The sequence below is a fragment of the Anoxybacillus sp. UARK-01 genome (assembly GCF_002075365.1).
Classification (GTDB): Bacteria; Bacillota; Bacilli; order Bacillales; family Anoxybacillaceae; genus Anoxybacteroides; species Anoxybacteroides rupiense.
On sequence record NZ_NASY01000049.1, the window covers coordinates 35,422 to 58,687 of the forward strand.

A 23,266-nucleotide genomic window follows, 5' to 3' on the forward strand; every position below is an offset into this window, starting at 1 on the left:
AACAACAAATTGAAAAACTATTTTCGTCCTTGCACTTGTTGCCATTTTTAAAAAACGTGGCAAAAAGATAAGCCTTCCGCTTATCTTTTTGCCCAGTCACTATTTACTTTCTTTTAACATTTGAACAAGCTCATCATATTTCGGGCTGCCAAGGAAATTATCAACAGAAACATGATAGGCATTCGGCAATTTTTCTTTTGCGCGGCTCGTTAAGTTTTGATGTGTAATCACAACATCCGCATCTGATGGAAGCTGGTTGATCGATGTATTCGTCACTTCAATATCGAGTCCCGCTTTTTGCACTTTATTTTTCATAATGGAAGCTCCCATCGCGCTTGAGCCCATTCCTGCGTCGCAAGCAAATACAATTTTTTTCACGTCGCCTAAAGTGGCCGGTTTCGGCTGTGTTTGCAATGCAGCCGCCACTTCACTTTTCTTTCCTTTTAATTGTTGCATTTTTTCAGTCGCTTCATGCAAATCTTCCTGTTCTGCTTTCGCAGACTTTAAGAAAAAGGATGCGACGATGAACGAAACCGCTGTAGCCACTAATACACCAGCTAACACACCGAAATAATTTCCGCGCGGCGTCATGGCAAGTAAGGCAACAATACTACCTGGTGAAGGAACCGCGATCAAGCCCGCATGGAAGATCGTGAAGGTGAGCACCCCGCTCACTCCACCGGCAATGGCTGCTAAAATCAACACCGGACGCATTAAAATATATGGGAAGTAAATTTCATGAATTCCGCCAAGAAAATGGATAATAGCGGCACCAGGCGCCGATTGTTTCGCTGTCCCTTTTCCGAATAACCAGTACGCTAACAAAATGCCAAACCCTGGACCCGGATTCGTTTCAAGCAAGAATAAAATCGACTTTCCATCCTTTGCTGCTTGTTCGATACCAAGCGGACTTAAAATTCCGTGATTGATAGCGTTGTTTAAAAATAATACCTTCGCAGGCTCAATAAAGATATTAGCAAGCGGCAACAGCTTCATATTAATAATAACTTCTACTCCAGCCGCTAATGTTTTGTTTAGTCCTAAAACAATCGGTCCTACTCCTTTAAATGCTAGTAGCGTTAAAGCGCCGCCGATAATCCCGGCTGAAAAGTTGTTGACCAGCATTTCAAAGCCTTGCTTGACTTTTCCTTGAACAAGACCGTCAAATTTCTTAATTAAATAGCCACCAAGCGGTCCCATAATCATCGCGCCAAGAAACATTGGGATGTCCGCTCCGACGATAACCCCCATGGTCGCTGTCGCACCAACTACTCCGCCGCGAACATCATAAACCATTTTTCCGCCTGTATAACCGATTAATAATGGCAGTAAATACGTAATCATTGGGCTTACGAGTTTCGCTAATGATTCATTTGGAAGCCATCCTGACGGAATAAATAAAGCGGTAATAATTCCCCATGCGATAAATGCGCCGATATTCGGCATAATCATTCCGCTTAAATAGCTACCGAACCGCTGTATTTTGACGCGGAAATTCGCTTGCTGTTCCATACGTTTTTCCTCCTTACTTAAGTTGTATGACTATAGCTCTATGTTAAAGCGCTTACACCTCATATTCAATGTAAAGTAAATATCATTTTGTCTGACACATTCTTGTCAATATTTAAAAACCGCATCCTTCATGGCGTTTGTCCCGCTTTCATATGTTCCAACTACATCTATCGAACCTTCCTCCCGCTTTTCATTTTATTTTCGCCATTCCCCTTTATATCATTAGGCAATAAACGAAAAAGACAAGCCTAAAAGCAGCTAAGGGAGAAATCTGGCGCTGTTCATTGGTTTTTATTAGATAACCAACACGCCTGCTCTATCTTTTTAAATGAAATAACGACGAGACCCGTGTTAGTACGTATAAGTAAAATGCGGGGAGCGATGTTTTACACAAACGCGGCGCTAGCAAAACTTCGATAAAAGTACACCAATCATCAATAAAACTTGGGGCAAGGCCATAGGGAGAAGAAAAAAAGGGAGCGAAGTCGCCACCTCGATCTCCAATTACAAAGAGGGCATCGTTCTTTTTGGTCCTTCCGCTTCGTCAAACAGGAAAAACAGCTTATGTGTTTCACTACGAAAAAGCATATATTGTCTTCCGCCCCTGGCCTATTGCTAGATGTAGCTAAACATGAACAAAGAATACAAAAAGGTTATACGCCTTTCGTCGCTGTCGCAGGAGATTCGCTCTTTCCAAAACAAAAGCGATGACAAACGCATACACTATTCTGGTTATAGCCTAAAAGTGCATGTTTGAAGAATCAGAAACCAGTCACTTGCTTTTTTCACGCGAGCGCATAAAAAAACCGAACAACACCGCTTTCAGACTCCTTCCTATGAAGCGGTTCGTTGTTCGGACACCGATCGTTAAAGATCCACCTAATGAACCTCCCGTCTCCACTCCGTTTAGAGGGGGAGATTTCTCGGTAAATATGTTAAATTACAGCCCACGAACAAAGAGCTTACATAGCACAAAGTGATCTCCTGCCCGTTGTTCGCCGCTTCACTGCTTCATTGATACTCCCCTAAATTAAGGAAGCTCGCGGCCCCTTGAGCTGACATAGAGAGCATACCATTCCTCTCTTGTCAATGTCGTATTGAGGGCCTCCGCGCATGCCCGAATACGGACTGGATTTGCCGTACCAATCACAGGCTGGATTCCTGCCGGATGAGCCATCAGCCACGCTAGCACGATCGCTTCCGGTGTTGTTTGTTTCTGCTTTGCCATTTCTTGAACGAGTTCTGCCGTCTGTTTCAGCGACTGAGGTTGTCCTTCTAATGATCGTCCCGAAAATACACCTTGTGCAAGTGATCCCCATGCTTGAATCTGAATATTTTCCAATCGGCAGTATTCAAGGGTGCCTTCAGGAAATACACTTTCTTTCGCAGCTTCTTGATTAACATGAACACCTGTTTCCAGCCAGCCGATTTTCGCCAAACTCATTTCCAGCTGGTTAATGATCAACGGCATATCACAATACGATTGCAGCAAGCGGATCTGTCCAGCGCTCATGTTCGATACGCCAAACCAACGGACTTTTCCAGACGCTTTTAATTCCTTAAACACTTGGGCTACCTCTTCCGGATCCATAAGCGGATCAGGGCGGTGAAGCAGAAGAATGTCGAGGTACTCCACTCCAAGCCTTGTTAAAATGCCGTCCACACTACGGCGAATATGCTCCTCTGAGAAATCATACCGTTTCGGAGCACTTGGACTTTCTTTAAAACGAATTCCACATTTGGATTGAATGAATATTTTTTCTCTTAGCTCGGGCTGCTCTTTGAGTACTTCACCAAATACTTTTTCAGCTTTACCTAAGGCATAAATATCAGCATGATCGAACATGTTGATGCCCACCGAAAGGGCCGACTCGATCGCTTCGTGCGCTTGCTTCACATCCTCTTTTGTAATCGGGTGCTCATTCCACCCACCGCCAAGCCCCATGCAGCCTAATACAAGCCGGCTAGCGGAAAGACCATACTGATGCAACGGTAATGGTTTCATTTTTGTTCCCCCCATCTTCACCATACATTCCATTTCATACGTCGCCGAATCCGTTCTTCATAGACGTGCGAACATCCTAATATATAAATGATATATGTAAATAACATTCTCAGCCTACTTATTCTCGCTTTTTTCTGCTGCTATCAACAAAACAAGATACCCTGATTGTCCCTTTACTCTGCATGCCAAAAAGCAGAGAGCATTGATAACAGCGACTGTCATCAATCAATCACTTCACGGGAAGTCAAGTACCTTCTGCATGCGAAAAGGGCCCCGCGCCAAGAATTATCACATATCAGGCATCACAACGCAAAGATGTTCCAGCGGAAAGCCCCATCAACAAAGTGACAAATAGAGCCGACCAGACCATGAAACGCCATTGAGATTTTAGGTATGTTGAATCGCAGCCAATCGAACGAGTTTGTCTAGGGAACGTACGAAATCGATTTCAGCTATGCTAGCTTATATCATAGCGGAAAATCTATATTTTTTCTATGTAAAAAGAGCAAAACGGCCGGAAAAAGATCCGTTTTTCTTTCTAACTGCTACAGAGAGCGTATACATGTCCACAGACTCGCCTCCGGCCGTTAGGAGAATCTGTATTTTTCTTTTTCATTCACCGCGCGCCTTTCTAGGAATCGAGCACTCTATGATGTTAAAGACTTTTGCGCAGTAAACGATCCGTATTTCTTCTCGTAATGGCTCAACGCCAAAAGCGGAAAAACATAACGATAACTGTGATAATGAATATAAAATCCCCCTGCCATTCCTTGACCAGTCGGATAAGAGACCGTCCAATCTTTGCTATTGAGCGATTGTTGCAAAAAACGAAGCGCCGCTTCCATTTCAGGAATAGGCTGATCGAATACGGCAACCAACGCATCAAGAGCCCATGCTGTATGAACCGCCGTGCTAGTCCTTAGCGGTATATACGCTTTAGCGCTGTCACTTTTACAAGATTCTCCCCAACCGCCATCACTGTTCTGAATACTTAACAGCCACTTAATCGCTTTTTGCATCGACGAGTGCGTGGAAGGAACCCCGACAGCAGCCATTCCTGTTATCGCCGCCCATGTGCCGTACAAATAACAAATTCCCCATCGCCCATACCAAGAACCATTTTTTTCTTGATGATCCATTAACCATTCTACTGCATAAGCAACAGTTGGATGATCTTTTGTTAAACGTGCAAATGTACCAAGAAACTCCAAAGTTCTTCCCGTTAAATCGGCCGTTGATGGATCTGACAGCAAAAACTCCGCCCCATCGATTGGCAAATAACGCCATAGACGACGATCTACATTTTTTTCAAAAGCAGCAAAACCGCCATCATCATTTTGCATAGAGAACAACCAACTGATCCCTCTGTCCCACGCTTGACGAAACGCTCCTTCTTCTGATGCCATTCGGTAAATCGCTCGTAAAGAAGCGGTCGTATCATCAAGATCTGGATTGATCGTATTGATATCAGAAAATCCCCATCCTCCCGGTGGACTGTATGGGTTATGTATCGCCCAATCGCCATATCGATAGTGCTGACGAGAAAGCAGATAGTGATTCGCTTTTTGAATGGCATCATCTGTAAGCGGCACTCCTGCTTCCTGCAATGCATAGCTGGCTAATGCTGTATTCCATACATGTGCCGTCGTATATTGTATGTGCGTCTGTCCATCAATGGTGCAGCGAAAATTTTTTAATCCCTCAATGGCTTGAGCAATCACAGGATGGTCTTTGGAATATCCTTCTGAAAGAAGCGCAAAAATCATTAAAAAAGTGGCGCTGAAATAACTATAAAAAGTTCCATCTGTCTCTAAATGTTTCAACATATACTGAATCGCGCGCTGCTTCGCTGCCGCGCGAATATGCGCAGGCCATCCAAGAATCGATTGTTTCACATAGGAAAGAAACCCGCGGTCTGTACGCATCTCTCGCCAGTCCTCTCCCTCCCCGCGCATTCCCAATAACTCCGAAAGATTGGGGCTTTTGCTCGTTTTCCGGCTGTATTTGTTATCCAACAAAACTAAGAGTGGCGTGAGATTAGCCCGCCCGTATACCGAAATATCAAAAAAGTGCAGCGGAAATGAAGGTGGTAAAAGCAAAAATTCTAATGGAAGCGGAAAAAACGGTGGCCAGCGATACTGTCCCGTCAAAGCTAGCATAAATTTCGTAAACATATGAGCATTTTCGATCCCCCCCATTTCTAAAATCCGTCTTCTCGCTGCTCGCAAACGAGGATCGCTTTTTCGCCGGTAACCAGAATAAAGTAACGCATAATAAGCCTCGACTGTTGCGCTTACATTTCCGTCTCCCTCATCATAAAATAGCTTCCACGCCCCATTATTTTCCTGCCTGCTTTCAATTCGTTCCACCAGCGATTGGATAAGTTGTTCATCATTTATTTCTAAAGAACGTAATAAGATGATCATATAAGCATCTGTCGAAATACCTGTTTCAAACGGATGGCGCCATGATCCGTCAGAAGCTTGCGCCCGTTTTAACAAAGCGACCAATCGGTTCCGTTCATCCGGCATTGCCTATCTCCATCCTTTTCCTGTAATCTCACCGCTTTCTCTTTCATACTTATTCGTATAGAAGCCAAATGATTCACAGAAGGAGTGATTCGCATGTGCTGGTTCAAGAAGAAAGCTCCTTCCCTTTCTCCCTTTCTCGCCGCTATTCAAATGGAGTTGAAAAAGAAAAAACGAAGAGGCAATCGCATAACCGAACAAGATTTATCCGCGGAAGAAAGGAGTTTACTACGACAAATTCGCGTCCGCACACAAATAAGCAATGTGAACAATATTACAAGAACCGCTGCCTATCTTGATTTTTATCAGAAGCATCGCGAAATTCATTGGGCATTTTTAGGACATATGGTTTCACGAAACGGTGGCTGGAATATGACTGACTTAAAAGGAGAATGGCTGCTTGCTTTGTTGACAGAAGAGGAGCAGCAAGCTTTTTTTTCTTTTTTAGAAAGAGGCAACTGGTTGATTTTTCAAGATATTTATCCGCAATTTTTGCTGTATGAAGAAAGTAAAAAACGAGGAATCCCTTTATTTTATCTTTTACCATGTTTTCATGTGTCATTATTTATGGAAACGATTTGGAATCATTTTTGGCACTACAACGATCCCTATATCCTTGCCATCGCCCTCGTCATTAATGAGCAAAACTATTTAGAAAAACGGGTCATTCAGCATCCTGTCTTTCAAAAAAAAGTCTTTGAAGCACTTGAATTTAAAATCCAGGACTTTTTCAGCCTGAATCACATTTTATTTCCGTATGAGGATGAACAAGGTCAGACGGTGCTAATGGGTGAAACGATTCATCACTTTCAGTCGCTACATGAGCGAATCATGCTCGGCAAACGGCTATATGCTCTATTATTCCAAGACAACGATACATTGGAGAGAGCCGTGCGTTGGGCATCGCGCCACCCACACACAGGAACGAGAAAAGACTACTGGCCACATCTATTTAATGATGTCCGTGAATCGCTGCCTGGCCAGCCATACCGCCGCAGAATAAAAGATTGCCAGATTGCAGAAGGAGAGCCGCGCATTTATAGCCCGCCGCTTTTGTATGTTTGGAAAAATGTCGAGCATCAAGAAGCGGAACGAGGAGATTGGTTCACAGACCCAAGCGTTGTCCATTATTTAGCGAAAAACAGTGAATGGTTGAATGGAGAGATAACAAATGCCTATTGTAAAACGCTCGAAAAATTGGAGCTGGCAGCAACCGCCAAAAGCCACTTATTCTAGTTTTTTTAGAACCAAAACGAAGCGGGCCTATATCGCTTCTGCCCTTCTTTCATCTTGGCTTGGAACATATTTGGATTTATACTTCACAGGAAAAGGATGGTATACTTTCCCTCAACGTCCGCTGGCTGCGATTTTTCCTATTCATATTCTCTTTACAACACTAGGACTTTCCGCCTTTTCTCTGCTTTTTCTTTTCATTATGACGAAGCTGCAGCCTTGGCAACGAAGTTTATTTGTGGTCGCTCTAAGCTTTTGGATGGCTCTTTTGGAGGCAGGGGCAGAGGCTGCAGGCTGGTTGATTCATACCTCTCAATGGAGCCATACCTATTCTTTTATAGGATATTGGCTATTTATCAACATCGTTTGGCGTTTTTTCCGCTGGATGTGTTTTTAGCTATAGGAAATAACTGGGATTCATGATGTATTCTAACCAACACGAAAAACAGCAGTTTTAAAATTGAAGGAATTTTACGAACGTTGCTTTTTTATGCTCGAACCATGGACAGACAACACCGGCTTAGCGCTTCCTGCGAATAACATGGAGGAGGTAAAACATCTGAGCAATGATAAAGGAAAGCAAAAGCACGATGATCGTCCCAAAAATATAAACAGCCCCTTCTGCCGGGTCTCCTCCATTATCCAACAAACTCCCAAACAACATAAACAAAATGAAGCTCGCACCTACAACAAGAAAAAAAATGCTAATATATTTTGCCATCGTTCTCCCCCGTATTGTTTATTTTTTCAAACTGAAAAGGCTGCTGATCGGTTTGAAGAGAGATACAACAAAGTATTTTCACCCTCATAACGCTCAAGAAACGGCTCCACATCTTGCTTCAATGCCGCTAAATCTTGATGCTTGCGCCATTCGCTCATCTCTTCCACCTCCACTTTGTGATGAGACAGGAAACTTTTCGATCGATATGTTAAACAATAAAACGAATCAAGAGGGCTCCATTGACGATGTTTGCCAAACAGTGAGGCTTATTCACAACTTAACTTGATGATTGAAAAATTCCGCATCTATGCAACTGTTCATACGATACGTTACATCTATTATATATAATTTGGATAAAACAAACGACCGATTGATGGCTGAAAAGAGAAAGCGCTGGCTTCTGCTTTCCAATGACCGCGAAAGGCAAGCAAAGGATAGAAACGATGATTCTTCTTTTATTGGTTCGTTTTCAACCGGCAGCTTTCATTCCTTCAACGAAATAAACGCATCCATAAATGTTCATCATTTTATCTATAAAAGCTCTTGACTATGCCAACTATTCCCACTTATGATGAAACTATTAAGCTATGACAGCCAGAATAACCGATCCTTCGCGACGATAAACAACCATCTTTTTATCATAAATGGCATCTGAAGATAACATAAGGAATCTGTGGAGAACGGACGGCTGAATCAACTCGGCAAACGTGCCATCCTTGCGCATTTGAGCGACAAAGACTGAAGAAAGGGCCCAAACTTCATATCAATACAAAATCAAAATGTTAAGCTACATCTGTAGTAGTCAAGATAGACCGAACAAAATGATATAAAGGCAGATTGAACGACTGACCGTCAGCCATCGAATGAAGGTTGGACAAACAATCTGTATTTATATAAATAAAGAAATACCAAAACTTAATAGAGGGGGAATATGGGGATGTTTATGAACTGGTTAAGACAGCAGGCCAGCGCAGCCTTCATTCTACTGTTGATACGGCTCTATCTTGGCTATACTTGGCTGACAGCAGGATGGGAAAAGCAAACCGGAGAGTTTGATGCAACCGGCTTTTTAAAAGGAGCGATCGCTAACTCCTCAGGTGAGCATCCAGCCGTCCAAGGATGGTGGGCAGCGTTTTTAAAGCATGTCGCTTTGCCAAATGTCGAATTTTTTAATGTGCTAGTAGTATGGGGAGAAATTCTGGTTGGTGCCGCATTGATCCTCGGCATATTTACAACTTTCTCAGCGCTTATGGGAGCCGTGATGAACTTTGCCTTTATGTTTTCCGGCACAACCAGCACCAATCCGCAGATGGTACTGCTTACCTTCTTTTTGCTCGTTGCCGGCTTTAATGCAGGAAAATGGGGGGTGGATTATTGGGTAATTCCCTATCTTCGTCAGCGTTTCCGCCGCAACCCTTCATACCCAAGCCAAACCACGAGACATCTATAGCTCTTTCAAGCGAGCAGCCACAATCGTTTAACAGGCTGTTTTGATGGCCGGACGCCCAAACACCGTTGTTGATCGTCCATTCATCGATCTATCAAGCGGTCGGTCGTTCGGTTTTTTATGTTTATCGTACAAAGACGCTGCAAACTTTTCTGATCGTTGAGACACTCGCCTTTTGATACTGTTCACTCCTCTTGCGGAAGCTATAAAAAGCGCCCACTGCTATTAAGCAGCAAGCGCTTTTTATATTTGCCGTTATGAATTTCTACCTCATGCTTTATAAGCACAAATGAGCCGCAATTTTCGCCGCCAGTACGGCATTGTTTTTCACTAAGGCGATGTTCGCTTCCAAACTTTTTCCTCCGGTTAATGCTTTAACTTTGTCAAGCAAGAAAGGCGTGGCGGCTTTTCCGGTAATTTGTTTTTCTTCCGCTTCCCTCAATGCGGCGGCAATCATTGAATTAATATATGCTTCTTCCAATTCCGCTTCTTTTGGAATCGGGTTCGCAATCACAAGTCCGCCATTTAAACCAAGTTCCCATTTTGTCTGAATAAACGCAGCGATTTCCTCTGGAGCATCAAGGCGATAATCGACCTTGAACGGACTTGTCCGCGAGTAGAAAGCTGGCAACGTTTCCGTGCCATAACCGATGACCGGTACACCATGCGTTTCTAAATATTCCAGCGTCAATCCCAAATCTAAAATCGATTTCGCTCCAGCGCACACAACCGCTACATTCGTTTGCGCCAATTCCTGCAAATCGGCGGAAATATCCATCGTTTGCTCAGCGCCGCGATGGACGCCGCCAATGCCGCCTGTCGCAAACACTTGAATTCCCGCCATATGCGCGCAAATCATAGTCGCTGCTACTGTCGTCGCTCCGTGCTTTTTCATCGCAATGACGTATGGCAAATCGCGGCGGCTTACTTTTTCAATTTCTTTGCTTGTTCCCAAAAACTCCAATTCTTCATCATTCAAGCCAATTTTAATTTTTCCGTCCAAGATAGCGATCGTTGCTGGCACAGCACCATTTTCCCGAATGAGCTGTTCCACTTCCTTCGCTGTCTGGACATTTTGCGGATATGGCATTCCATGGGAGATAATGGTCGACTCTAAAGCGACAATCGGTCGCTTTTCTTCTATTGCTTTTGCTACTTCTTTTGATAGTACAAGTACATCTTTTCCATTCATTTGTTTGGCCTCCTATGAAAAATAGTGTTGGCATGTTTGGTTCAATGCATGTTCATTCAGTCTTGAACAAACCGTTTCCTTCGTCTGCAGCGCGATGATGGAGCTGCTCATGCCAAGCTGGCATGCATCGGTAAACGATTTTCCTTGATTCATTCCGTATAAAAATCCGGAAACGAACGCATCGCCCGCTCCTGTTACATCGACAACGTCGATCGACGGCGCAGCGATCGTCCCGCTCTCTCCGCTCTGTGTTTTGTACGTAATCCCTTTGGCGCCGCAAGTGATAACGACATGCTCGACGCCAAGAGAAAGAATGTAATCATCTGCCGCTTCTGTTCTTTCTCCTTCCATTCCTGCGAGGGTGAGCGCTTCATCTCGGTTAGCAATCAACCATGTCACACCGCGGAGGTCGCTAGGCAGCTTTTTCATCTTGGGAGCCGACACAGGCGCGACACACAACGGAATCCCTTCCTCGCGACAGCGCTCAATCACAAATGTTAACACCTCGCTCGGAAAATTCGTATCCAATAGCACAATAGAAGCGGAAGAAATATACGGCCATCTTTTTTGAATAAAATCAGTGGTAATCGTGTCATAAATCGCCATATCAGCTAGGGCAATGACCATTTCTCCTTTTTCATCTAAAACAGCCGTGTAGGTGCCAGTATGAGCATTGGTTTGCTTTGCAATCTGGCTCATATCGACATAGGCACCTGTCGTCGCCAGCAGCCACTCTCCTTCCTGGTCATCGCCAACAACGGTTAAAAGAGAAACCGATTCGCCCAGCCTTCCTAAATTTTCAGCAATATTTCGCGCGACTCCACCGCAGCTTTGCGTAACAGTGACTGGATTGGAGGTACCAAACCGAACGGTTGAGAGCGACTGCGCTTTGCGATCGACATTCGCCCCCCCAATGCATACAATCCGCGATGGTTCTGGAAGCACATAGGCCCTGCCAACGATTTTCCCTTGCTTGGTTAACGAAGAGATGTAGCCTGCCACAGCCGAGCGCGAAAGCTCAAGCTGTTCAGCTAATTCTTGTTGTGTAATAAATGGATTTTTGCGAATGAGTGTTAAAATTCGTTGCTCTTTTTCATTCATCTGAATGCACCTCAGCATTCTCAAACATTTGTTTAAATTATAAACAAATGTTTATAATCTTGTCAATCATAAACGTCTCATCCACACTCGTAAATTAGAAAATCTTTTCTGTAAATCGGCACTTCGGATAATGGCTGCAGCCTTTGAACATGCTCTCATTTTCTTTTTCAAAAATAAGCTGTATGCCTAATCATACTATTTCAAAAAAAGAAGCGTAAATTCGCTTCATCTGTCATTAAATGGTTTTGTTGAAACAGCTTTCACAATCATATAATAAGCTGCACATCAAAATATTTTTGACATGCATCAATTGTTGAGCTACTTTTCTGTGGATATTCATTTATCTGTATCCTAACAAAAATCACTAGCCACGCCATCATGTATTCACCCTATCTTTCTTCGATTTTGTCTCAACTATTGATACGTTTCTTTATAAGAATTTTTGATTCTTTCAACCAAGTCTTCATACTCATGAAAACTAGTAAAAGATTGCAGGGAATAATACAATTTTTCGGGGACTGCTTCTTGAACATCCTTTAAAAAGGTCTGGTGGCAAATAATTAAATCTGCGTGTTTCGGAATATCTTGCAGTGAAGCGTTATTGACTTCAATATCAAGCTGCGCCATTTTGAGCTTTTTCCGCAGCATCGCCGCTCCTACGGCGCTAGATCCCATTCCGGCTTCACAAACAAATACAATACTGTGAATCGGTTGATAAAATTCTTTTGCTTCTATATTTTTCTCTGGAACTTTCATAGAGGTTTGTGGGGTAGCTAGTTTTTGTATTTTTGAGAATTTGTCAAGATCCTGCAATGTTTTTATAGTTTCTAACTGCTTTTGATATTCTTGTTCCGGTGCATCACTGGAAGAACTATCGAGCAAAATAAAAGCAAGAAACAACGAAACAAACACTGAGCCAAGAACTCCTAATAAAACAAATAGAATATCATCTGGAGGACTCATTCCAATAATTGTAACCATACTTCCAGGAGAAGGTAATGAAGACAAACCAGCATCGAATAGCTGAAAAATGATATTTCCAGCTATTCCTCCCCCGATAACCGCAAATATCAACTTCCAATTTCGTAAGACATACGGAAAATAAATTTCATGTATCCCCCCTAGAAAATGAATCAGTATCGATAATTGTACCGCTCTTCGTTTTTCTTTTTTTGTCTTGAGCCAATAGGCCAATAAAATCCCAAGACCTGGACCAGGATTCGATTCCAGCAAGAAAAAGATCGATTTTCCGATCTCTTTCGCCTGCTGGATTCCTAAAGGACCTAAAATCCCATAGTTGATCACATTATTAAAAAACAACACTTTTCCCGGTTCAATCAAAACGGCTGAAAGCGGAAGCCATCCTGAGCTAATTACAGCTTGCATCAAATCATTTACCGATTTAATAACAGCTGATAAAGCTTGACCGACATATAAAAAACAAATAATAGTTAAAACAATTCCTAACATGGCAGTTAAAGTATTTAAAATGAGCAATTCATATCCGATCGGAATTTTATGCTTTATGTTCCTTTCGATTCGATCAATCATCCATCCCACCAATGGTCCAATCAGCATAGCTCCAATAATAATGGGAACAGAGCTTGCTAAGGTAAATCCATAAGTTACGATCGACGCTACAACCGCCCCACGCTGCCCTCCAAGCAATCGTCCACCTGTATATGCTAATAAAATAGGCAAAAGTGTTTGATAAATCGGGTTTACAAGCAGTAAAATTCGATCATTATAAAAATACCCGTATATGCCAAATATTTCACGAATAATCCCAACAGCAATGATGACAGAAATATTTTGGTAAATCATAGCACTTAATAACTGCCCAAGCTTCCTCATTGAACGCCAGGCTCCTCTACCATTGCTTTGACTTTGAGAACATAAGCTTGAGATAAGAGATTTTCCATTTGCTCTTTTACTTTTTTCTCTGTTCCATTGATCAAGACTTCCAAAAAACATTCTTCAATTAGATTGGAGCTGACTTCACTGATCATCTCAATATGCTCTTTCGCAGCTTCTTTCGGAGCAGCTAACAATAAAAAGGTAGATACATCCTGTCCGTCCCATTTGATCGGACCGTTTAAGCGAAATAAAACCACTCCTAATTCTTTAATCCCGTCCGATTTTGTATGAATCATTGCCAATCCATTCAGTACAAAGCTCCCTTTTTTCTCCCGCCTTTCAATGGCTTGCAGCAATTGTATTTCATCATGAACGAACGGCAAATCTTTAATATAGTCCACAAGCGTTGGCAAGATCGGATTCAACACTGTTATAGGATGAATAATAATCGTATTGCGTAATATTTGAGTCATTGCTTCTCCATATTTTGCTGCCGATACAGCCGATATAGAGGAGAAATGAGAATTTATTTCCTCATCTTCTTTTTTCTTTTTGAACGACCCGCTTAATTTCTGTTGAATCAACTTTCGCTCTCCCTCATATAAAAACGGACTTACTATTACATATTGATGAGAATCTACAAATGGAAGAGCAACCGTGGAAATGATCAGATCCACCGCTTTATTTTGTTGCATCCATTGCTTTAGCTCTGTTACCGACAACACTTTTTCTATTTTTAAATTAGGGATTTCCTTCGCAATTTTTGATGATAAGAATGTAGATGTTCCCATACCGCTAGCACAGACAATGATCGCCTTATGAATATACTTTGTCTTTTCATTTATTCGTATCATAGACGCTCCTATATGAATAGCCAAGTAACCGATTTCGTCTTCAGGAATATCCTTGCCAATTTTATCTGATAAAACACGGGCAGCTTTTTGACAAGCAGAAAATACTTGTGGATAGCGTGCCCGAATCTCTTCAAGCATAGGATTATGAATTTGCAATCCTAGCGTCAAACGACTAATTGCTGGTACTAAATGTGATAACAAACCATCCAATAAGATCAAGTCTTCTCTCAATGAAGTGGAAAGATGCTTTTCTACAGTTCTGATAAAGCTTTTTACTAAATCAACCCATTCAATATCAGTAGCATATATATGATAATCTGATAAAGAATAGCCGTTAGAACGTGAACCTAACAGGTGCAACGTAATATAGCTAACTTCTATTTCTGGAATTGAAATGTTCATCTTTTCTTCCAATTTGTGTACAATTTGCTTAGCGATCGTATATTCTGGAACGCTTTCAATATTAGGAAGAAAATCATGGACTTCTATATTCACTTCTTTGCATTTGATTCGTTCGACCGCTAATAACAAATGAACAACAAGATTAACATAGTTACGATCAGATAAATGGATCATTTTTTGCGACTCGATAACTTCTTGAACCACCTGTTCAACGATTAAAATATGAGGGGTGTGTATAAACTTTTGCAAGCGCTTACGAACGGTATTTTCTAATTGCCACTTATCCGTTGAATATTCCTCTTGTTGCGAAAGCTGGAATAATTCAAACCATTCCTCAAACGTTATATCTTTATGAAGAAGCCTAGATATAGCCATTCTTTTTTTGTGCTCAGGCCCTTCGATCCAAACTCCTGTTCCTGGCTTCCTCACCATTTTTAATCCAAAAGCTTCACACCATGGTTCTAATTTCTCTAAATCGTTGCTAATCGTTGTTTCCGCTACCCCATATTTATCACTAAAGAAAAAATATTTCACAGGCTCCTTTGCCATTAATAAATCATAAAGAATACCATCTTGCCTTTCTTCAGGGGAAAAAACAGAAAACGTCTTTGTTTCCATTAAATCATGTTCCAACTTTTTCTTTTCTTCGATCGTACCATCAATAAAAATTCCTGAGCCGATTTTTTTGACAACCTCCAAATGATAGTTCTTTAAAATGGACTTTAAAGAAACGATCTCGCGACGGATCGTTCTTGGACTTAGCTTAAACAGCTCTGACAGCTGCTGATAAGAAATTGGCTTAGACGCAAATAAAAGCGCACGCAACAATTCCTTCTGTCTTGAGCTTAATACTGAAGCCTTCACGATGCCCTCTCCCCCCTTCTTGTTGTTTATATCCCTTGCCAGTTAATAGTTAAGGCAAAAAGGATCTCTTTTATGTGATTAGACTAAAAAATAGAAGCATGCTTTTTGGGATTCAAGCACCAACTCGACCAATAAAGCAGGGTTAGCCTACAAGCGAAGTGGCTTGTCGATTAAGCATGATTAGTCCATCTCCCTAGCGAACATAGGGCGTAATCCTTTATATAACAAAGGCAAGTCTTTGACTTGCCCTCGTAAAACGATAACCTAATATATTAATCTTTTACACTGCCTGCTATATCAAATTAGCCATCTCATTAATCGTTTTTTGTACGATCTCTTCCGACATATACATTATATTTCGTGTAAATGTAAAAAAGATCCTGCTTTGTTTTGAATATTTGTTCATCCAATTACTTACCATGTTGGATAGACAAGCACTTTACAATCTTCTGGTTTTTTCGGTTGTGACATATATTCTACAAACTCCTCCAGATTCACTTTCTTTGTCACTAACGATTCTACATGCACACGTTTTCGTTCGATCATAAAAAGTGCTTGATAGAAATTAAATTTTAGGGCCATTGTCCCTAAATAGCTCCAATCCTTATGATAGACTTCAAAAGGATTAATCGTAATTTTCCCATCGTTCGGCGCAACGCCAAATTGCAAGATCCTTGCACCTGGACCAGCAAATCGAAACATTCCTTCAATGACAGCAGGAATACCTGTTGCATCCACCACTATATCAAACCCGTTTGGATATTGTGTCCTGCCAATGAACTGATCTAAATGTGCATCGTTTTTAAATGCAGCAGTTGCCCCAAAGGCTTTGGACAATTCTAATTTTTGATCTGCAATATCTACCAATACCACTTCTGAGGCGCCACTTACCGACATTGCTTGAACGAGCATCATTCCCATTGGCCCTCCACCAAAAATCACTACTTTATCACCAAACTTGACATTCGTTCTCTCAAGAGCATATGCTACGCACGACATCGGTTCTACGAGAGCTCCTTCTTCAAATGTCATCGTATCCTGCATTTTATATAGGTTTTTAGCTGGTACTTTTACATATTGAGCAAAAGCTCCATTGATCGTCACCCCAATGGCATTCCAATTTTTGCAATGATTAAATTGTTTATTACGGCAATGATAGCATTTCCCGCAATAAATAGATGGATCGATGGAGACACGCGCACCAATCTCCCACCCCTCAACTCCCTCTCCTATTTCAAATATCGTACCTGAAAATTCATGCCCGCCGACTAAAGGAAATGGTGAAATAAAGTCTCCCTCTAGGATATGATAGTCTGTACCACAAATTCCGCAGCACTGAACTTGAATCGTTACTTCTCCATATCCCGGCTGAGGGTATGGCAATTCCTGAATCTCTAAATGATGAGGACCTTTATATACGGCGGCTTTCATTGTTTTCACTTTGCTCTTTACAGACATTTCCCTCTCCCCTTGGTTATTCTTCAATGATCCCATTAGGATATACAACTACCTTCAAGCTTTCCCGCTTATTCGTTCGTGCCCGTTCCATAGCCTCTTTTGTTTGTTCTAGAGGATAGCGATCAGTAATCAAACTTTTGAAGTCATATTGACCTGACCGTAAAAACTGTATGCCTTGTGGATACGTATTGGCGTAGCGAAAGATTCCATATATGTCAATCTCCTGATCCGCAATAAGAGGCACATTAAGCGCAATTTCATCTTGCGCTGGAAGACCGATAATCGCTAGCTTTCCACCACGTTTCACTGCCTTGAGTGCTGTTTGCAAAGCTTTAGGATTGCCTGCTGTTTCAAATGCGACATCAACCCCTTTTCCATCCGTTACGCGTTGAATCTCGCCAATCGGATCTTTTTCTAAAATATTAATCGTATAAGTCGCCCCTAACCGCTTAGCAGCCTCTAAACGATTGGACTCCAAATCGGTTACAATGATCGTCGAGGCACCAAAAGCTCTCACTGCCGCAATAGCTGTAAGCCCAACTGGCCCCATACCCATGATGGCTACTGTCGATCCCGGCTGAAGCTGGACACGTTTGGCAGCATGAATCCCAACAGAAAATGGTTCATTGAGTGCTGCTTCCTCAAATGACAACTCATCAGGAATAGGAAATAAAAAGTCTTCACGATGCTTAATATACTGAACAAAAGCCCCATTGACAGGAGGAGTGGCCAAAAATTCGACGTCTGGACATAGATTATAGCGCCCCTGCTTGCAATATTCACACTGCCCACATGTGACACCCGGCTCAATAGCAACACGGGTCCCTACCTTTAGTTTGGTTACATCCTCACCAACAGCGACAACAATCCCGGAACATTCATGTCCTAAAATAATCGGTTTCTCTACGATGTACCGCCCGATTTTCCCATGCTCATAGTAGTGAAGATCAGAACCGCAAATCCCTACTGCCATGACCTTTACTAATACCTCATTCCCCTTCACCTCGGGAACCGGGATTTCTTTTATTTCAATATCAAAAGGCTGATTCATAACCGCTGCCTTCATCGTCCTAGGAAGTTCGATTGGATCATATATCCATTCAGTATGTTCCATGCTCATTTCACTCTCTCCTTTTTATTAAAAATTTTGTTTATTTAACAGCTCCCATCGATAATCCCTGTACTAAATATTTTCTGACAGCAAGACCCGCAATGACCATCGGTGTAATAATGACCGTCCCCGTCGCCATCGCTTGCCCCCATGCCACTCCTGTTTGTGTTATTAATAAAGATGCGGCAACCGGGATGGTTTGTGTGTCATGTCCTGAAAAAACGGAAGCAAACATAAAGTCATTCCAAGAAAACATTAAACATAAAATTCCTGTCGCAACTAATCCTGGAGCAGCTGGGGGAAGTGCGATTCTCCAAAATGCTTGAAAACGACTACAACCATCGATCATCGCCGCTTCTTCTAGTGCAGCTGGCACTTCTTTAAAAAACACCATCATCATCCATAGTGCAAAGGGAAGATTAAAAGTAGTGTAAGCAAAAATAAGCCCCGACATCTTACCGATCAGACCAAACTGAGCAAACATTAAATAAAGCGGCAAAATAACAGCTGGTACAGGTGCCATTCTCGTACTAATAATCCAAAAGGAGATCCCTTTTTTATTTTTAAAGTTTCCCCTTGCTAAAGCATACCCCCCTAATGTCCCCAATATAAGAGAAATAGCTGTAGAAGCAATAGAGGCTATTAAACTGTTCGCCAAGTAGTGAACAAAATTCCCTTTTTCAGAAAACATAAACTTAAAGGTTCCAAAGTCCGGCTTAAAAAAGAATTTAGGAGGCATCGAAAACATGCCCGCTTCCGTTTTAACAGAAGACATCACCATCCATATAATAGGGAGAAGAGCCCAAATTAACGCTAAAATCATCACGGTGTATAAGCTAGTGTACTTAATCAACTGTGAACGTTGCACATGCTTGGAACGCATCATGATTACTCCCCTCCTTTTTCTATTAATTTAACAAAGTTCTTCCCAAGAAAAATAGTTACAAATAACATCGTCAAACCAAGAGCAGCAGCAGCTCCAAAGTCTTGGAACTTAAAGGCCACCTCCATTAAATAGTATCCAATTACTTTAGTAGAATCGGCCGGTCCTCCTTCTGTTGTAATCTTAATTGTGTCAACAAAACGTAGAATATCCATCGAACGAACAAGTAATGCAACGATGATCGTTCGCAACAAAAGGGGCAGGATTACATAAATCAATCTTTGCCAATAACTAGCTCCATCGACTTGCGCAGCTTCTAACGGTTCTGCAGGCAATGACTGCAAGCCAGCTAGAACAATTAAGGTAATGAGCGGCGTCCATTCCCAAACATCCATTAAAATAATGGCTGGCATTGCCGTGTGCACATCCCCCAAAATCTCAATATCGATTCCAATATGATGGAGCAACCAAGCATATAATCCATAGGTGGAATTTAAAAGAAATCGCCCTAATAGACCAGAAACGACCGGAGCAACAAATAGCGGCAGCATCCACAACGTAATGATTACATTTCTCCCCTTCGGCAATTCGTAAATCAATAGCGCCATTCCCACCCCTACTACCAATTCAATACATAGACCAGCAATACCGTATAGGGCCGTCCGTCCCCAAGAATACCAAAAAGTTTCATTCAATAAGATTTTTTTCCAGTTTGTTATTCCATTAAAATCGGGATGATCAATAGACAGCATAAAATCCATGAAACTAGCATAAAGCGAATAAATAAACGGAAAGATACTAATAATCGCCAATAACGCTAAAGAAGGAAACAGCATCCAATGTTCCGTTTTAAAGCGTCTAGTAAAAAAAGAGATAAATCCTTTTGTTTTAGACATTGTTTTTTGTTCATAAACCTTCGAATACTCTGTATTCACATCCTCACTCCTTTCTTTATAGCTAGGAAAGGAGATAGATGCTCTCCCCTCCTGTTTCTTAGCATCAATTTCCAGTTGCTTCATCACTTTGTTTGGCTATTCGTTTTACTGCTTCTCTCGGGCTTTGTTTGCCGGCTAACATTTTGGATAGTTCTGTAAAGATGAATGTATCAATTTGCGGCCATTGAGGAATTTTCGGACGCATATATACGTTTTCGTTTTTCCACGCCTCTAAAGTTGCTGCCATCGGCAATAAATTTGGCATTTGTTTTGATTCCTCTGTTCCCGGCTGCATTCCCTTTTGTACATCCGGCAATTCGTACACAGAGTGTCTCGTTGGAGTCGATCCCCCTAAATCCGATTTGAGAATCATATATTGTGCTTGAGGTGAAGTGGCCCAAACAAGAAACAACCATGCTGCTTTTTTCTCTTTGTCACTGGCATATTTGTTAATGCCGATGCCCGTTCCACCAAAAATATTCGCACTTCTGACCTTTCCTTTTGGTAAAACAGCCCACCCTACTTTTCCTACAACCTTTGATTTTTCCGGATTTTCAAAAGTAGAAGAAAATTCATGAAATTCCGGTGCCATCGCGATATCGCCCGCTGCAAAAGCTTCTGCTAAACCTGACCAATCCCACGATCTGCTTCCTGGAGCGGCTACTTTTAAAAGCTTATTGTAAAACTGAGCAGATTCGATCGCCTCATCAGAAGTCATCGCTGATTTTCCAGGATTTGATTTTCCAATGCTTCCAAGGTTGGTTTCTTTAAAATAATCTCCTCCATTTGCAGCAAGAATATTACTGAAATCACACATTAAAGAATCATATTGCTTCGCTTGATGGCCCGTTCCGTATTTTACTTCTTTAATTACTCCCTCTTTTGCCTTTTCAGTAATCCATTTTGCTGCCTCGTAATACTGCTCCCACGTTAAATTGGGACCAGGCGTCCAATCAAACCCTTTTTCAGCCATAAACTGATTTTTGTATTTTTCAATGATATCTTTTCGATACGCTAATACCATCGTTGGAGCATCGTAAGGAAGAGCATATAGTGCTTTCTTATTTCCCATATAACCGTCAACTTCAAGCTGACTCTCAATAAAATCGTCAAGCCCACCTGGAATCGGAGGAAGAGTCGAATCGTTAATAAAATCATATAGATTAACAAAGTTTTGCGATTGTTTGGCTAAAATTTGATATGGATCTGCATAAATAATGTGATATTTCGCTGATTTAGCGTTAAAATCAAGACTTACCTTTTCTACAACTGTCCCTAAATCGCTTTGCTCGATATTTACTTTAATTCCTGTTACCTTTTCAAATTGATCGATATTGGCAGCCAACGCTGAAGAAGGAGGGGTGTTCTCCGAGATGACATTTAGTTCAACCCCCTGAAACTGCTTCCAGTCAAAACCTTTAGGAGCGGTGATTTTCGGCAGTCCTTCAACAGCTCCTGCAAAAGGCGCCTCCACCTGTACCTTAGGATCGACCTTCTGTTCCGCTGTATTTGTCGATTGCTGTGTGCTATTGGAAGAGCAGGCTGTTAATAGCATTACTGTAGTTGTTCCGACAACCGCCATAATCCTCCATTTTTTGTATTTAATCATTTTTTAAGAATCCCCCCTCTAAATTTTCTGAATATTTAAAGCAATTTCATTATAACCGCAACCGCTTTCTCCACTAAAGTCAAAGATGTCACAAGTTTGTCACTTTTACAAAGTGACAAACTTGTGACATCGTGAAATATTGCTTATCATACCATTGACTTTTAATATGTGGACATAGCTTTTAGATATGGATTTCCCTAAAGAGATTCGTTCCAGCTTCAAGCTGCTTTGGCACGACTTGAAGAAAAACGGACCATAAAGCCCGGTCATTCTGCATTTTTTCTCCTTTCAATTTCTAGCCTTTGGATCAATCGATGCAGCTTCTGCTGATCCCTTTGATGCAGATCAACAAATTCTATTCCATAGATTACATGGTTTATCAGCTCTTCCTTCCGCACAATCCTCCCTTTCAGAGAGAAAGGCTCACCATCAATAACAAAATAAATCTGTAAAAAAATTTGTTTTCGGACAGGCAAATCTAACGTACAACTTATTTGTAAACCCGTACGGCTTATATCATTAATTTGTCCTGTTCCCTTTTTATTTTTAAGGTTTCCTAATGGCTGATTTCCAGATTCAAGCAATTCAAAATGACATTCCTGCTCAAACAATTTCACGCGAAATGCTTTTCTTTTCTCCTTATCTTTTAGCTTGATCTGCAAATCAGTTACCGATTCCTTCAACGTATGAATTTGCTCTTCCTTTTTTCTTAATTGTTGCTTATAAAATGCATGAAAAAGGATAAGAGAGAAGATAAGTAAAAATAGGCACATGAAAATTGCGCTTATCATTATTTCCATATCAACAAATCCTCCCTTCTTTTAGTTCACCCCGCGAACTGGCGATGGCTTCCCTAATAAATATCCTTGTCCTAAATGAATGCCTAATGCTTTGGCCATCGCTAGATCCTTTGGTTCTTCGATTCCCTCCAAAACAACATATATATTTCTTGGCTGGCAAAACTCCAAAAGCAGTTGGATTTCGTTTTGCTTTTCCTTTGAAACAGATAAATCGACAGCATAGAAACGATCCAGCTTGACGAAATCCGGCTCCAACTCCATGACGGTTCGCATAGACGTCTCCCCTTTGCCGAAATCATCAAGAGCAATGGCATACTTCTTACTCTTTAAAAAACGGATTTTTTCTTTGAGCAAGCCTACATCTGACACCTTTTGCGCCTCATTAATTTCCAATACAATATTGCGATTAGAAAACGAGCAGTTTCTGATTCTTTCAAGAAAATCTGGAAATGAAGGATGAGTGATTGTAGAAGGATACGCATTCACAAACAATTGAGTATGTTCCACATAAAACGATGTCAAAGCACGATCAATGGAACAAATATCTAAATCATACAATTTATCTTCTGCCATGGCCCATTGAAAAAGATATTCTGGATTTTGAAAAAACTCGCAGCGCAGCAAGGCCTCATATCCGAATATTTGCCAATTTTCTAATACATAGAGCGGTTGAAAAACATGACGAAACCTTCTCTCACGAATAATGTCTTCTAGTATAGCTCCGTTTGTGTTCAACATAGCATATAACCCCCTA

19 protein-coding genes are annotated in these 23,266 nt (G+C 41.5%); 3 read left to right on the forward strand and 16 right to left on the reverse strand.

Annotated elements, in window-relative coordinates; all coding sequences use genetic code 11:
• Positions 1-99 precede the first annotated feature (99 nt).
• The 3 genes from B6A27_RS15270 to shc all read right to left on the reverse strand — a co-directional run bounded on the left by B6A27_RS15270 (position 100) and on the right by shc (position 6,048).
• Positions 100-1,512, reverse strand: coding sequence for a PTS mannitol transporter subunit IIBC (locus tag B6A27_RS15270; RefSeq protein WP_080862548.1), 1,413 nt, complete (start codon positions 1,510-1,512; stop codon positions 100-102).
• Between the two features lie 1,030 nt (positions 1,513-2,542).
• Positions 2,543-3,517, reverse strand: a complete 975-nt coding sequence (locus B6A27_RS15275) for an aldo/keto reductase (protein WP_139788140.1) — start codon at positions 3,515-3,517, stop codon at positions 2,543-2,545.
• A gap of 647 nt (positions 3,518-4,164) precedes the next feature.
• A complete protein-coding gene (gene shc, locus B6A27_RS15280; RefSeq protein ID WP_080862549.1) occupies positions 4,165-6,048 on the reverse strand; it encodes a squalene--hopene cyclase in 1,884 nt (627 codons plus the stop codon).
• 93 nt (positions 6,049-6,141) lie between these two features.
• Here shc and B6A27_RS15285 point away from each other — a divergent pair, with 93 nt between their 5' ends.
• Together B6A27_RS15285 and B6A27_RS15290 are read left to right on the forward strand one after the other, a co-directional pair.
• Positions 6,142-7,281 carry a DUF2515 domain-containing protein gene (locus B6A27_RS15285; protein WP_080862550.1) on the forward strand — a complete coding sequence of 380 codons (1,140 nt, stop codon included), beginning with the start codon at positions 6,142-6,144 and terminating at the stop codon, positions 7,279-7,281.
• Positions 7,217-7,675 carry a CBO0543 family protein gene (locus tag B6A27_RS15290; RefSeq protein ID WP_201722572.1) on the forward strand — a complete coding sequence of 153 codons (459 nt, stop codon included), beginning with the start codon at positions 7,217-7,219 and terminating at the stop codon, positions 7,673-7,675. The genes B6A27_RS15285 and B6A27_RS15290 overlap by 65 nt, the downstream gene beginning before the upstream one ends.
• Positions 7,676-7,798: 123 nt before the next feature.
• Here B6A27_RS15290 and B6A27_RS15295 read toward each other — a convergent pair whose 3' ends face one another.
• The gene (locus tag B6A27_RS15295; protein WP_044746386.1) at positions 7,799-7,999 is read right to left on the reverse strand and encodes a hypothetical protein; all 201 of its coding nucleotides are present in this window, start codon (positions 7,997-7,999) and stop codon (positions 7,799-7,801) included.
• 26 nt (positions 8,000-8,025) lie between these two features.
• Positions 8,026-8,157, reverse strand: coding sequence for a hypothetical protein (locus B6A27_RS19260; protein ID WP_255375096.1), 132 nt, complete (start codon positions 8,155-8,157; stop codon positions 8,026-8,028).
• Positions 8,158-8,936: 779 nt separating this feature from the next.
• Here B6A27_RS19260 and B6A27_RS15300 point away from each other — a divergent pair.
• Positions 8,937-9,449: a DoxX family protein gene (locus tag B6A27_RS15300; RefSeq protein WP_080862551.1), complete on the forward strand. Its 513-nt coding sequence runs from the start codon at positions 8,937-8,939 to the stop codon at positions 9,447-9,449.
• Positions 9,450-9,723: 274 nt separating this feature from the next.
• Here the strand turns inward: B6A27_RS15300 and B6A27_RS15305 are convergent, their stop codons facing one another.
• The 11 genes from B6A27_RS15305 to B6A27_RS15360 all read right to left on the reverse strand — a co-directional run bounded on the left by B6A27_RS15305 (position 9,724) and on the right by B6A27_RS15360 (position 23,250).
• On the reverse strand, positions 9,724-10,638 hold the full coding sequence (locus tag B6A27_RS15305) for a pseudouridine-5'-phosphate glycosidase (protein ID WP_044746384.1): 915 nt from the start codon (positions 10,636-10,638) through the stop codon (positions 9,724-9,726).
• 12 nt (positions 10,639-10,650) lie between these two features.
• Complete coding sequence (locus B6A27_RS15310) at positions 10,651-11,739, reverse strand: carbohydrate kinase (RefSeq protein ID WP_080862552.1); 1,089 nt, start codon at positions 11,737-11,739, stop codon at positions 10,651-10,653.
• A 414-nt stretch (positions 11,740-12,153) separates the two neighbouring features.
• Positions 12,154-13,593 carry a PTS transporter subunit EIIC gene (locus B6A27_RS15320; RefSeq protein ID WP_161491049.1) on the reverse strand — a complete coding sequence of 480 codons (1,440 nt, stop codon included), beginning with the start codon at positions 13,591-13,593 and terminating at the stop codon, positions 12,154-12,156.
• Positions 13,590-15,716 carry a BglG family transcription antiterminator gene (locus B6A27_RS15325; protein ID WP_080862554.1) on the reverse strand — a complete coding sequence of 709 codons (2,127 nt, stop codon included), beginning with the start codon at positions 15,714-15,716 and terminating at the stop codon, positions 13,590-13,592. The genes B6A27_RS15320 and B6A27_RS15325 overlap by 4 nt, the downstream gene beginning before the upstream one ends.
• A 414-nt stretch (positions 15,717-16,130) precedes the next feature.
• Positions 16,131-17,174, reverse strand: coding sequence for a zinc-dependent alcohol dehydrogenase family protein (locus tag B6A27_RS15330; RefSeq protein WP_201722573.1), 1,044 nt, complete (start codon positions 17,172-17,174; stop codon positions 16,131-16,133).
• Positions 17,175-17,190: 16 nt separating this feature from the next.
• Positions 17,191-18,294: an NAD(P)-dependent alcohol dehydrogenase gene (locus B6A27_RS15335; protein ID WP_080862555.1), complete on the reverse strand. Its 1,104-nt coding sequence runs from the start codon at positions 18,292-18,294 to the stop codon at positions 17,191-17,193.
• A 31-nt stretch (positions 18,295-18,325) separates the two neighbouring features.
• Positions 18,326-19,171: a carbohydrate ABC transporter permease gene (locus B6A27_RS15340; protein WP_236631856.1), complete on the reverse strand. Its 846-nt coding sequence runs from the start codon at positions 19,169-19,171 to the stop codon at positions 18,326-18,328.
• A 2-nt stretch (positions 19,172-19,173) separates the two neighbouring features.
• A complete protein-coding gene (locus B6A27_RS15345) occupies positions 19,174-20,103 on the reverse strand; it encodes a carbohydrate ABC transporter permease (protein ID WP_236631857.1) in 930 nt (309 codons plus the stop codon).
• A gap of 64 nt (positions 20,104-20,167) precedes the next feature.
• Positions 20,168-21,712, reverse strand: coding sequence for an extracellular solute-binding protein (locus B6A27_RS15350; RefSeq protein ID WP_080862556.1), 1,545 nt, complete (start codon positions 21,710-21,712; stop codon positions 20,168-20,170).
• Between the two features lie 266 nt (positions 21,713-21,978).
• A complete protein-coding gene (locus B6A27_RS15355) occupies positions 21,979-22,512 on the reverse strand; it encodes a PilZ domain-containing protein (protein ID WP_236631858.1) in 534 nt (177 codons plus the stop codon).
• A 21-nt stretch (positions 22,513-22,533) separates the two neighbouring features.
• Positions 22,534-23,250, reverse strand: a complete 717-nt coding sequence (locus B6A27_RS15360; RefSeq protein ID WP_080862557.1) for an EAL domain-containing protein — start codon at positions 23,248-23,250, stop codon at positions 22,534-22,536.
• Positions 23,251-23,266: the final 16 nt, after the last annotated feature.